At 59.8% G+C, this 12,989-nt stretch carries 9 protein-coding genes; all 9 read right to left on the bottom strand.

Annotated elements, in window-relative coordinates; genetic code table 11:
• Nucleotides 1-43 precede the first annotated feature (43 nt).
• Entirely contained in the window at nt 44-1,399 is a 1,356-nt protein-coding gene (locus tag ABD937_RS22010) for an alkaline phosphatase family protein (protein ID WP_345258152.1), read from the bottom strand.
• A gap of 3 nt (nt 1,400-1,402) precedes the next feature.
• Complete coding sequence (gene eboE, locus ABD937_RS22005) at nt 1,403-2,644, bottom strand: metabolite traffic protein EboE (RefSeq protein WP_345258151.1); 1,242 nt, start codon at nt 2,642-2,644, stop codon at nt 1,403-1,405.
• On the bottom strand, nt 2,641-3,801 hold the full coding sequence (locus tag ABD937_RS22000; protein ID WP_345258150.1) for a 3-dehydroquinate synthase: 1,161 nt from the start codon (nt 3,799-3,801) through the stop codon (nt 2,641-2,643). The genes eboE and ABD937_RS22000 overlap by 4 nt, the downstream gene beginning before the upstream one ends.
• Before the next feature lie 30 nt (nt 3,802-3,831).
• Entirely contained in the window at nt 3,832-4,737 is a 906-nt protein-coding gene (eboC, locus tag ABD937_RS21995) for a UbiA-like protein EboC (protein WP_345258149.1), read from the bottom strand.
• 3 nt (nt 4,738-4,740) lie between these two features.
• Nucleotides 4,741-5,724, bottom strand: a complete 984-nt coding sequence (locus tag ABD937_RS21990) for a TatD family hydrolase (protein WP_345258147.1) — start codon at nt 5,722-5,724, stop codon at nt 4,741-4,743.
• A 35-nt stretch (nt 5,725-5,759) separates the two neighbouring features.
• Complete coding sequence (locus ABD937_RS21985) at nt 5,760-6,722, bottom strand: EboA domain-containing protein (protein ID WP_345258146.1); 963 nt, start codon at nt 6,720-6,722, stop codon at nt 5,760-5,762.
• Between the two features lie 174 nt (nt 6,723-6,896).
• Nucleotides 6,897-9,206 (bottom strand): PAS domain-containing protein, encoded by a 2,310-nt coding sequence (locus tag ABD937_RS21980; RefSeq protein WP_345258144.1) that lies wholly within the window; start codon nt 9,204-9,206, stop codon nt 6,897-6,899.
• Between the two features lie 465 nt (nt 9,207-9,671).
• Entirely contained in the window at nt 9,672-11,420 is a 1,749-nt protein-coding gene (locus ABD937_RS21975) for a cellulase N-terminal Ig-like domain-containing protein (protein ID WP_345258143.1), read from the bottom strand.
• Between the two features lie 83 nt (nt 11,421-11,503).
• Nucleotides 11,504-12,937, bottom strand: coding sequence for an MFS transporter (locus ABD937_RS21970; protein ID WP_345258141.1), 1,434 nt, complete (start codon nt 12,935-12,937; stop codon nt 11,504-11,506).
• Between the last annotated feature and the right edge of the window lie 52 nt (nt 12,938-12,989).

The following is a 12,989-nucleotide window of genomic DNA, read 5'->3' as shown; positions in this document are numbered from 1 at the left end:
CAAACGTTCCGGGATGAAGAAGCGCTCCGACTGCAACCGGTGGCTATGCTTCGGTCAGGTGCCGCCACAGCACGTCGTATACTTCCGTTGCCGATAAGTCAGCGCCCGTTTCCAGGTCGGCGATCAGCACCGGGTATAAGTCGCGGGGTGTATCCAGGGAGCCGTGGGAACCCTTCACGAGCGTGGCATCGAGAGGAATCACGTCCATCACATAGCGGAAGCCTGCCTTCTTGCGCAGCAGCTTGTAGGCCGCCCGCGCCTTGGAGGTCATGAACAGCTCCACCGGGTCGTAGCCGGGCTTCTTGTGGATGTCGACGCAACGGGCGTAATCGGGCGCCTTCGCATCGTCGAGCCAGAAATAGTAGGTGAACCAGCTCCGCGCGTCGGCCATCAGCACGAGGTCGCCGGCCCGCTCATGATCGATACCAAATTCTTTCTGAGCGGCGCGGTCGAGCACCCGGGCAACCCCTTCGACACCTGCCATCAGTTCCTTCACCTGCTGTGTCACGGAAGCATCGTTGATGTAGACATGCGCCACCTGGTGATCGGCTACCACGAAGGCCTTCGAGGCGCCGGCGTCGAGCAGCTCGAGTCCCCGCTCCTCGCGGATGGCCAGCAGTCCCTGCTCCCGAAGCAGCCGGTTGAGGTGGAGGGGCCGGTCTACCGCGCCGATGCCGTACTCCGACAGCAGGACCACGCGTGCCCCTCTTGCCCGGTAAAAAGCAACGAGCTCCTGCACCACGCGGTCGGTATCGCGCAGGTCGGCGGCGATCTTCGCCTCGTCGGGACCGTATTTCTGCAGGCAGTAATCGAGGTGCGGCAGGTAGATGAGCGTCAGTGTCGGGTTGAATTTTTCCTCGGTGATGCGCGCCGCGTCGGCGATCCATTGCGTAGACCTGATGCTGGCGCCCGGCCCCCAGAACTGGAACAGCGGGAACTGCCCGAGCCGCGCCTGCAGCTCGTCGCGGAGGCCCGCTGGATGAGAGTAGCAGTCGGGCAGCTTGCGCCCATCGGCGAGGTAGTTGGGGCGTGGCGTCACCGAGTAGTCGGCCGACGAATACATATTGTACCACCAGAACAGGTTGGCACAGGTCAAGGAAGGATCTTCGCGTTTCGCGCGCTCCCAGATCTTTTCGGCCGTCACGAGCTTGTTGGATTGCTTCCAGAACTTCACCTCGCAATCGCTCCGGTCGTACCAGCCATTGCCCACGACGCCATGCTCCGATGCCGGCTTCCCGGTGAGGTAGACCGACTGCATCGTAGTGGTGACGGCGGGCAGCACGGGGCGTACGGTCTGCAACCCTTTTTCGTTGACATACTGCTGCAGGAAGGGGGTATGCGTTCCGATCAGCGATTGCGAGAGCCCCACGATATCGATCACTACGGTCTTGTGCATCATGGATTAAACATTGGTGTTGGATGTGGACAGGTGCGGCGCTTTCATGAGGCCGTTCACCCATTCGAGCTCGCGCGCGATCGATTCGGTAAGCGGCAGCTTCATGGCCTCCGGCGACACGTCCCAGGTGTAGGTCTCCACTTCGAGGTGCGCAGTGAAGGGTCGCTGCTGCTGCAGGGCAAGTACGGTCTTGATTTCGGGCCGGGTGGAGCGGAGCAGGCCGTAGTCGTCCACGAACAGCGGCACATGAAAATGCGCGCGCCACTCCCGCGTATCGGTGCGGCCGGCATCCGCCAGCGCGGCAGGCAGGTCGTCATAATAAATGCGCGCCCCTTCCTTCGTCAGGGCCACTACCTGGTGCAGGTAGGTAGGCTCGTCGAAAGCGCGGAAGGCGTCGATCACATTCATTCGCGCCGCAGGCTCGTCGGGAAGCGGCGCACGGAGCGCGGCACTGACCTGGATCTTGCCTACCCTGATCCGCTTCGCTTCAAGTTCCGCGATTGCGGCCTCCACGTCTTCGAATCCTACTGCATAATGACAGATATCGAAACAAAGCTGCAGGTGCTCCCGGATGGCCGCATCGGCCGCTTCCGCCGAGAAGCCGACTTCCCGCGCAAGGGTTGTGGTGCCTTCCGGTAGTAATACGGTCTCGTACCAGTGGATGAACTCGGCACCGGTCTCGATCAGTCCGCCCGGCTCGGGCTCGAGGTCGATGTGGATGGAGCGGCCGGTGCTCGCTTTTATTCCGACCAGGTGCAGGATCACTTCGAGCAGGTGCGCGGTGGCGATCACCATCGCCTCCTTGCGCGCAACGGCGGTAGGATGCCAGGGCTTGTAGGAGAGCGGCGAGGTGGAGATGCCGCCGTCGAGGCCTTCGGGCAGCAGCACGGCCAATATATCGGCCAATCGCTTTGTGTACGCCACCCGCTCGCGCGTGGTCCAGTCGGGTGCATGCACCGCGTCCTTCACCACCGTGCCATGAAAGCCGCCGTAGGGAAAGCCGTTGAGCGTAAATACGTAGCAGTCTTCCTGCTGCAGCCATTCCTGGAAGGCGCGCAACTCGTTACCCTGCAGCAGGTCCTCGCTTGCGCTGTTGGCGATGCGGAGCCCGATGCCGAACGGCGCGCCGGGGCTCAATCTCTTTTTTACCGCCGGCACATGCGCCCGGATGTTGTGGAAATGATCCGCCCAGGCTTCGCCGCCATGGATGTTGGTGCAGTAACCGAGGTGTCCGAACGCTGTTTTCATTGGGGGGAATGGATTGGCTGGTAGTGGAACAGGTAATGGCTGGCTTCCTGCAGCAGCGCTACATCGAGGTGGTGCACTTCCTCTCCGCTGCCGATGGCGCGTAGCAGCATGATGGTGAGCGTTCCACCCAGGTGCTCCCGGAACTCCTGCAGACCCAGCAGCAACGGACTCTCGGCGTTATCGACGACGAGCCCGGGATGCGTGATCTCAAAGCCTACCTGCAGCAGCAACCCGAGGATCCGTTGCAGCGCTTCTTCCGGCAGCCGGCCCGACACAAAGGAGTAGCAGCTATCGAGCGCAATGCCCATCGCCACGGCTTCTCCATGCTTCAATTCGAAGCCCGTGAGTTGCTCCAGCTTGTGGGCGCTCCAGTGGCCGAAGTCAAGCGGCCGGGAGGAGCCCATCTCGAAGGGGTCGCCGCCGGCGATGTGCGCCAGGTGCAGCGCAGCGCAGCGCTGTACGAGGTACTCCATGGCGTCGGGGTCGCGCTGCGCCAGCAGCGGTGCGTTCGCCTCGAGCCATCCGAAGAAGGCGGCGTCCTTGATCAGCGCCACCTTCACGGCTTCGGCAATGCCGGAGCGCCAGTCGCGGTCCGACAGCGTGGTCAGAAAAAAGGCATCGTTGAAGACGGCGGCCGGCGGCGCGAAGGTGCCGAGGAAGTTCTTCTTACCGGCGTAGTTGATCCCGTTCTTGACGCCTACGCCGCTGTCGTTTTGCGAGAGCACTGTGGTGGGGATGCGGATATGGCGGATGCCACGATGCGACACGGCGCTGGCGTAGCCCGCGAGGTCGAGCAGGGCCCCGCCACCGATGGCCACCACGTAGGAATGCCGGTCGATGCCCAGCTCGTTCACCGCGTCCACGATCTCGTAGAAATACCGGCGGTCGTTCTTGCACCCTTCGCCGCCGGGCAGTTGCAGGATGCCGGCAAGCGCGTAGCCCTCGATGCCCGAAACGTATTCGCGGATCTGCCCGTCGAGGAGCGGGTGATGCAGCGCTACCTCCGAATCCACGAGGAACAGCAGCTTCTTAACGGTATCGCCCCGCCGTGCCAGCAGGAAGTCGCCAAACAGCTCGTTGCCGGCACGAAACAGGTGCTCCGTGAAATGAACGGGGAAGGAATAGTTTACCTGGAAGGTTTGTTCGATATGGTCCATACACAAGATCGTCTACTCAGTTAAAAAGGGTCAGGTGACCATGAAAGCTTTTGCCAACCCAAGTGAGAGGGGCAACAGCGCGAGAATCAGCAGCGCGGCGGGCAGGTTGCCGAAGGCGGCGGCCCAGGCGGCGTTCATCAGGATGAGCGCGATCACACCTGCCTTCACGGCCTTGCCAATCAGCGGCCCGCGCGGATCGCGGATCGCCTTGCGGAGCGGGGCAAAGATCATCCCGGCAAAGAGCAGCAGGAAGGGCAGCGCGTAGGCCCAGGTGCCGTTGCGCACCGAAATAAGAAAGATGCTGGCAGCCACGATCGCGTACAGGGCCACGGCGCTGTGAAGCGTGCGCCGGCTGCCGCCATGCACCTCGCCCCGGCTCACCATCGTGATGGACGCGATATACACGATAGGCACCAGTGCGAGCAGCCAGTAATTGCGCAGGGCTTCGGGAAGGAGGCTCATGCCCAGCAGCAGGTTCAGCCCGCGGCAAAGCCCCATGTTGAGCGGGCCCGCCAGCGAATGGTGCTTGCCCCATTTATCGTAAATCACCGCCGCCACCGCAATGGCGCCCGCAAGCAAGAACGAGGCAGAGAGCCAATGGGGCCGGTGCACGAATCCGGCCGCCACAATACCGGCTACCAGCAGTGCAGCACCGAGCAGCGCGGCCGCTCCCCGGCCGATGGCGCCACTCGGGATCGGGCGCTCGGGGCGCTCCACCCGATCCAGCTCCGCGTCGAACACATCGTTCAGCACCACGCCGCCGCCATACAGTCCCGCGGTTGCGGCCACCAGTAATAATACAGATACCACGGGAACCGCCCGCCAGTCGGCATTGCCGGCAAACAGTGCAATGGCGGCACCGGCGAGGATGTCGGAAACAGCCGTGATGATATTGGCCGGTCGCATGAGCCGCAGCATGGCGATAGTGGTGTTCATGGATCAGGAAATGATGATGGACGACTTGTCGATCCGTGGCTGCTGTCCGCCGCGCAGCACGGTATTGCCCTCGTACTTCCCGCTCTGATCGACGTCGCGTACGGTGGCAAAATCGGCCTCGCTGATCTGCCCGCTTTGCCCGAAGGCCGTGATCGCATTCTGGTAGGTCACGAGGCGAATGTCGGCGTCGGAAATGCCGGTACGCTTCATCAGGGCAGCGGTTTTAGGAACGGCCAGCGGATCGGAGATGCCCCAGTCGGCTGCCGAGTTGACCATGATGCGTCCGGCGCCGTATTGCTTTACGATCTGCACCATCCGCTCGTTGCCCATCTTGGTGAAGGGATAGATGGTGAAGGCAGCCCAGAAGCCGCGGTCGAGTACCTCTTTCACCGTTTCCTCGTTGTTGTGGTCCACGATCACCATGCCGGGGTCGAGGCCGTGCTCCAGGGCGATGTCCATGCTCCGGGTGGTGCCGCGCTTCTTATCGCGGTGGGGCGTATGGATCTGCACGGGCAGGTTCGCTTCTTTGGCGAGCTCCAGCTGCGCCCGGTAAAAGCGCTCTTCGGCGGCCGTCCCGTCGTCGAATCCGATCTCACCAATGCCTACGACGCCTTCCTTGTAGATGAAGAGCGGCAGGAGCTCCATCACCTCCTCTGCGAGCGGCACATTGTTGGCCTCGCGCGAGTTGAGCCCGATGGTGCAGTAGTGCTTGATGCCGAACTGGGAGGAGCGGAACCGCTCCCAGCCGATGAGGCTGCTGTAGTAATCCTGGAACGTGGATACGCCGGTGCGCGGCTGCCCGAGCCAGAAGGCGGGCTCGATGAGGGCTACGATACCGGCGTCGGCCATCGCCTGGTAGTCGTCGGTAGTACGCGAGGTCATGTGCACGTGCGGATCGAAGAAGGTCATGCCGCTGATGCTATCGAGAAAGCCCGGGTCTTCTGCCGGCTGCTGTTTGCGTTCATTGCTGAGGGGGTTGCAACACATGTTTCGAATCGTTTAGGGAGGTGGCTGTGGATGTTTCAGGAGGGGGTTAGGATGAGGGCGTCCCAGCTCAGTGCGCCGGATACTACGGCGCCCTCAAGCCGGGGATATTGCTTCAGCAGTGCCTGTGCGGGCGGGTACCGGCTGTCGCGGCAGGCGAGTGCGCCGGCGGCCTGTACTCCGGTGTCGGCCGACTCCAGGAGCCGGGCGATGTCAGGCAGGCTGCCTTCGTCGAGAAAGGGCGCCACGCAGCGCCAGAGCAAGGGGTTAACCGGCCTGCCGGCCGCCTGCCGCTCGTGGGCATAGTCGATCAGGATCGCTGCGAGTTCCGGGTTGTTGCGCTCGGCGAGTCCCACGATCTCGTTCACCGGCTTACCGGTGAAAAAGGCCTTCAGCACCATCTGGTTCCAGGCGGGGTCGTCGAGGTGGGCAGCCGGGTAGGGATTGCGGCACATGATGGCTTCGAGCACGTCGCCGATATTGCTGCGGATGCCTTCGGCACAGCGCAACTTCCAGGCGGGGCCGTAAGCGAGCACCGGCAGCGCCGAGTAGGCCGCCACGAGCTCGTTCATGTCAGCCGCGCGGAACAGCTGCTCCACCTGGCGGAGGTATCGCTCCCGGTCGGAGGCGTCGAGTTGAAGCAGGAGCCAGACGCGGGCGAGCCGGTCAAGCGTCCAGCCGCCGATCGTAAAATGGGGCACCAGGGCATTCAGCGTTTCGGCGTCGTCCGTGCTGATCGCAATCACCGACTTGCCGGTCTTCCGGGGCATTTGTGCAAAGGCGCCATAGAAGCGGGGGGCATTGCCTGTCGCCGCTTCAACGTCCAGCCAGTTCCAGGCCCCTGCGGGTGCCTGTTGCTGGATAAGGGCAGCCAGCAGCGCCGATAGCCGGTCGCGGTCGAATGGGTAAGGCCTGGGGACGATTTCGTGGGTGGTAGCGTGCATGGTAACAGTCCAGGCCCGGATGAAGGGGCCGGTCGCAACCTCAGCCAAAAAAATCATGCCCTATAGCTGTGCCGTGGCGTAGGTCCCCAAAATGGAACGGGGTAAGGGCGCAGGGGTGCGGAGTGGATTGAAAAAAAGGGTAGAAACCTGTGGGCCGAAGGTCCAAAAGTGGGAAGCAGGCGCGCCGACTTTGGAGCGCCCGGGGCGCGATGGGAGCAAATGCAATTGCGACTAGACACCCGCGGCAAAGAGCAGGTAAAAGGTCGCCCCTACCCCGGGCTCGCCAACCGCGGTGATCTGGCCGTTGTGGCTTTCCACCACTTTTTTCACGATGGCAAGACCGACCCCGGTGCCGCGGTACTCGGCGTTCCCGTGGAGGCGCTGGAATACCTTAAAGATCCGCTCCGCGTATTGCTGCTCGAAGCCGATCCCGTTGTCGCGGATCGTTACCAGGTGATGGGGCTGCACGGGCGCCGACGGGAACCGCGCCATCACTTCGTCGCCGGGAGCCACCAACCGGTAGCCGATCTCCACTTCCGGGGCGGTATCGGGCTTCCGGTATTTCACGGCATTGCCCAGGAGGTTCTGCAGCATCTGGTGCAGCTGGCGCTTATCACCCTGGATCACCGGGAGCGTCGCCACGGATAAACGGGCGCCCGTTTCCTGGATCGGCGCTTCGAGGTCCTGAACTACCTGCTCCAGCAACGCGTTCAGATCTACGGGACCGAACTCCGAATCGTTCTTTTTGCCGAAGCGTGAAAACGACAACAGGTCGTCGATCAGGGTCCGCATTCTCCGGGCAGCTTCTTCCATCCGCTCGAAGCTTCGTTGCTGCTGCCCGCTGAGGTGCCCTGCCAGCGACTCGCGCAGATTGCTGGCAAAGATGACGATCTTCCGGAGCGGCTCCTGCAGGTCGTGAGAAGCTGCATAGGCGAATTCCTCGAGGTCCTCGTTGGACCGGCGCAGCTGCTCCACCACCGACTCGAGCTGAAGCTGGAGCCGCTTCAGGGGACTGAAATCATGAAAGCTGATAAGCACGTCGCCGTCGACATGCTTCGCGGTCACATCGAGCCAGACCTCGATCCGCTCATCGCGGTAATACCGCTCGAAACGCTTTTCGCCACCCTGCTCCGCGATCTCTTTATAGATCGCGAAAGCGCCGTTGGCGCGGTAGCCGGGAAACCACTTTTCGTGGAGGTCGCCGATGAGCGCCTGCGGTTCTTGTCCCACATAAGCGGCCAGCACGCGGTTCACCGCCTTGAACCGGAAGTCGACGATCGCGCCGGCATCGTCGCGGACGGGGCTGAGGGTGAGGATGCCGGTAGGCGCCACGTCGATCACCTGCTGCAGGTATTCCGCAGCCTGCTCCACTTTGCGGGTGATCCGGTGGCGCTCGGTGACGTCGGAAAAGCTGACGACGATCCCGTTTTCGCCCCAGGGCACTGCCTTCACCTCGAAGGCACCGTCGATACCCTCCCCGTTGTAAAAGAACTCGGTTTCGTAGGGCTGCTGGTCTTCCACCACCCGGCAATAGGCGTCGAAAATCCCGGCGGGGCGGGTGGCCGGGAAGAGCGAGAGAAAGAGGTTGCCTTCCGCCCGCTCGGCGGTAACGGTATTGATCCGCGTAAAGGCGGCGTTGACCTTGATGATCCGGAAATCCTGCGGCCGCCCCTGCTCGTCGCGCAGCAGCTCCGCGGCAAAAACGGCACTGAGCGACGCGTTCAGGATCCCGTCCAGGAGGTCGCGCTGGGCTTCGATCTCCTCCTCGTGCTTCTTCTTATAGGCGATGTCGGTAAAGCGGGAGATCAGCACGTCATCTGCCCAGGTGAGCGACACGATGAACCAGCCGAACGATCTGCCATCGACGTCATGAAATGCCGTTTCGAAGCGGGCGGGCTCGCCGGTTTCCACTACCTGCCGGTGCAACTCGAACTGCTCGGAGGCGCGCAATTGCGGGAACATCCCGAGCAGGGTTGCCCCGAGGCAGTGGGCGGGCATACGCCCGATCTCCAACGCAAACTGGTTGCAAAAGGTGACCCGGAAGTCGGTGATGACGTTGCCCGTACGGACGGGCTCCATCAGCATGACGCCGTCGGTAGAGGTATCGATGATGGTGCGGAACTTCCGCTCCTGCTCGAGGAGCGATGCCTCAGATTTCACTTCCCGCGTGCGGTCGCGGGTGATGCTGATGACCCCGCCGAGCGCCTTGCTGCGCACCGACTCCAGGTGCTTGTCGAGCTGGGGATGGTAATAGCTTTCGGTCTGCCGGATATCCTGCGACCAGACGGCGCAGAGTTGCTGAAAGAAATGCTCGCGTACTTCCGGCGCCGACAGGTTGGTGGTGCGGATGGTCTGCCCGATCAGCAGTTCCCTTGATACGCCCAGCAGGCGAACGATCTCATCGTTGCAATAGCAAAACTGGAAGTCGACCGGCGAAAGGGTGCCTTCGTCTCCGTACATCGGGAGATACAGCATCACGGCGTCGGGCAGGGCGTCGATGATCGAGGCGGTTTGTTGCTCGTTGTGATGAAGGGATTCCATTCAGGAAGCTGGCGGTTAAGGGTCCGTAAAAATAGGATGCGGCGGACAGACGGCCAACTGCGTTCGCGGAAAACGGCCGCTGTCCCGTTCCGGGCGGGTGGTGGCGGGAGCAAAGGGCTCCGTCCCTGCCGGGTCGGGGGAGCGAAGATTTGCGGGAGCATTGGAGATGAGCGCAGCAAAAACGCCCCCTGTGGTGGCGGGCACAAAAAAAGAGTGTCAAAGACGCTCTTTCTTGTCGGGAAGATGAAACAATATTTAAACAAATTGACACAAGACCTCAATCGGATGCGAACCGCATTCGTTGGACTGCGCCCGACGAAGCCCGACGAAAACGAGGCAATGTGCCGAAGAAGAAAGCCCGCCTTCGCTTCGCTTTCGAAATTGATCCGTATTCCCTTACTACCCGGTCCTGGCCATCGGCTAACGGGCGCATACTGCGCCGTTCACTTTTTATCCTTCGATCGTTCATCGATAAGCAGCGTCTGCCCCGTTTTTATTTTCATGAGCCGGCCGACTCGTTTGTAAAAAAGCCAGGCTTACATTCCAGGAGGCATTCCAGATGATCCAACCTTCCGGATGCCGGAATTTTCCCTGAGGATTGTACGGATACATTTCTGTGCCCGGGGAGGCATCTAATCCGCCCCGGCACAATTCCAGGCGGGCGCAGACATCCGGTTTGTAGTGTATGGGCCATCCATTTTCAACAAGCGGATATCCTTTATGCGGGCGGTTAGCGGCGGCGGCCATCTTCGGGTTTCTTCCGAACAAATTATCGATATGGGCATAGGCGATTTCGGTGAGCCTGCTTTTCAGAGTGCCCTCTTTCAAAACGCTGGCGGCAGCCAGTGCACAAGCCGGAAACCCTGCCAGGTTCCCGGTTTCGTTCATCTCGGGAATGGTCCAGTGATCTACAAGATCGTAACGCCTGAAGTCCCACATATTATCTGAACGTGACACTACCACCTGTGCCCATTCTTCGATCTTGTGTTGCAGCTCTCCCGGCGCCTGGTCGGGCATATTCTTCAGGAACCATACCAGGTTAACGATGGTTTTAAATTCGCCGCCACGCTGACCTTTGGTAGCACCCGGAATATTCCAGTCGAGGCTATCGATGATCCATCTGGTTTGGTTCTTCGCAGCGTTGATAAAATCCCGGGCAAGAACAGGGAACCTATTTTTTGTAACCTGGTACATATACAAGTTGGGCAGAATGGAGTGACCAGGTACATGCCGGCCTTTATAGGGGTGCAAAATCTTTAAAACCCAACCGCTGTCTGTTTTGATAGGTTCCGAATAGGTGGACGTTGACCAGTTCGGGTCAATAGCCAGCCCCCCGGATGCTTTCCAATGGGTAAGCACAAAATCCAGGCATTTGTCGTAGAACGATCGAGCGATCCAACGGTTCAGCTTCAGCTTGTCCCAGGCATAAAGAAAATGAGCGAACTGCGCTACCACCTGGCCGTGGATCTGCTTCGGAAGTATGTCCTGCGACGGGTCTTTTGTATAGGGTTTCATCAGGTAAAAACCCAACCCCCAGTGAATAAGCTTTACTGCGTCAGGCGCTTTATCTGCTGGCGGCTCCAGCTCCGTATAATAGCGGGTTACCGCTTCCATAACATCTTCCGACTGCGGGTTCTTTTCGTCATACCTGAATTCCGGAGACAATACCCGCTGCTTGTCTTCCTGCCAGTTGATCTGGCGGGGCATGCCTTCCATAAAGACCGGATCAGCCGCGTAGAGCCACAGCAATGACGGCACTTCGTAGGAATAATACGTACCATCCCGCCAGGGACAGCCACCGTAAGCACTGGGGTGTGTGCCGACCACACTCCGGCAGTCGATCATAAAGTTGATGGCAGGCTGCCAGAACTGCTCCTGGTAAAGGTTCCTCTCAATCGAAAATGGGAAAGATGTTCCTTTTTGTCCTTTTATGTTTATGGAATATTCTCCTGCTCCGTTGGCTGGCTTAAAGCCGGAGAAGTCACCGAGATGATTGTTGATCGCACCTTTATAAACTGTTTTGTTGCCCTTTACCGTTTGAATTGAAAAGGCACCCGTTTTAAGCAGTGGTGATGTGAACCGTTTGGGCCCGTCCGTCAGGTATCCAACCTGGTTCACGGCAATTGGCGATGCGCTACCGGCCGCCGGCAGCGGATCCTGTGCAACGGAAACAGAAGCGAATCCAAGTAAAATGCTGCAAAATAGAGGTCTCATTTTTTCTTGTTTAGATGGGAGTGCTCGTAAATACTGCTTATGAAGAAAGAGCGACCCTGTTCAATTTTTTCAAGCCTGCTTGTTTACTCCGCGGGTGCGACTTCCGGCTGCGTTACTGCTTTTCTGTTTTCCGATCGGATAGCGGAAAGTTTAGTGATACCACCGAGTTTAAGCAGCAGCCATCCCAGGGGATGCAAAAAAGCCATGATCAAAAACCAAAGTCCATAGCCTTGTTCCTGCACGGCATCCAAAAGGGGATGCAGCAGGGTTTGCAACCCTTTATCCAGGAAGCCCGAAGGTTTGCCCGAAGGCCCGGAAACCATGGCTGCTACGATCATGTTCATCATGATGCCTCCAACGGTACTACCTGCGGCCACTACGCTGAACACGGTACCCAGCGAATGTCTCGGTACAATATCAACCACCAGGGAGCTGATATTGATCAACCAGGCCAGTGCCGCAAGCACCGTACAAACCGCCAGCGCCATGGAAAGGCTTAAGCCGGTAACCTGGCTGATAAAAGGAGATAGCGCCATGATACAGGCACATCCGAGCATCACCCATAACCGGCTTTGCGAAGGTGCCACACCCTTTCGTACCATACGGCCCGATAACCAGCCGCCCAGCAGGCTGCCCACGCCGGCCGCAGCATAAATGACCCAGGTGATCTTGAGCGCCTCCTGTGAAAGATTGCGGTCGGCGCTGAGGTACTTGGGAAACCAGAACTGGTAAAAGTACCAGACCGGGTCGGTGATGAGGCGGGCCAGAAGCAGGAGCCAGGTACCGCGAAACGTGAACACCTGCTTCCACGACCAGGCATTTTCAGCGGCTGAATCGGCGGGGTTTTCAGCCGCTTCCGACTCGTGTAGCAGTTGCCGCTCCGATGCGGTGATTAAGCGGCTTTTGCCTGGTTTGCGGTAGGTCAGCATCCAGGGAACCAGCCATATCAAACCAGCCAGTCCTGTCACGATAAATGCAAGCTTCCAGCCGGCGCCCTGCCCCAACCAGGCGGCAACGGCCGGCGCCGTTTCGGCATAGGCATGTGTGGCAAGCGGAATGACAATGTACGGAGCAACGGTTGCTCCGATGGTGGCGCCCATCGTGTACAGGCCGATGGCAAAAGCCCTTTCCCTTGCCGGAAACCATTCCGATACGGCTTTGGATGCGGCTGGCCAGATGCCTGCTTCACCCAGGCCTAACAGGAAACGGTAAACACCCAGTGAAGTAATGCCTCTTGCAGCGGCCGTGAGCATATTGGCAACAGACCACCAGGCCACAAAAAGGAACATGCTGCTGCGGGTACCGATTTTATCCGCTATGCGTCCCGACAAAAGATAGGCAATGGTGTATGCCACCAAAAAGATGTTGACCACATTCGCATAATCGCGGTCGTTCATGTCCAGGTCGCTTTGAATCGTTGGCGCCAGAGCCGACAGGGTTTGCCGGTCTACATAGTTGAGCACCGCTGCCAGAAACAGCAGGCCCACAATCCACCAACGCATGCCTTTAATTTTCATAAGCAATTTTTTTCAGCCACGCTCCATTCCCTCCTTTCAATCCCTGTCTGTG

Origin of the sequence: Flaviaestuariibacter amylovorans (assembly GCF_039541815.1) — a bacterium.
Taxonomy (GTDB): Bacteria; Bacteroidota; Bacteroidia; order Chitinophagales; family Chitinophagaceae; genus Flavisolibacter; species Flavisolibacter amylovorans.
Note: the sequence above shows the minus strand (reverse complement) of the source record. Positions and strands in the feature narration are given on the sequence as shown.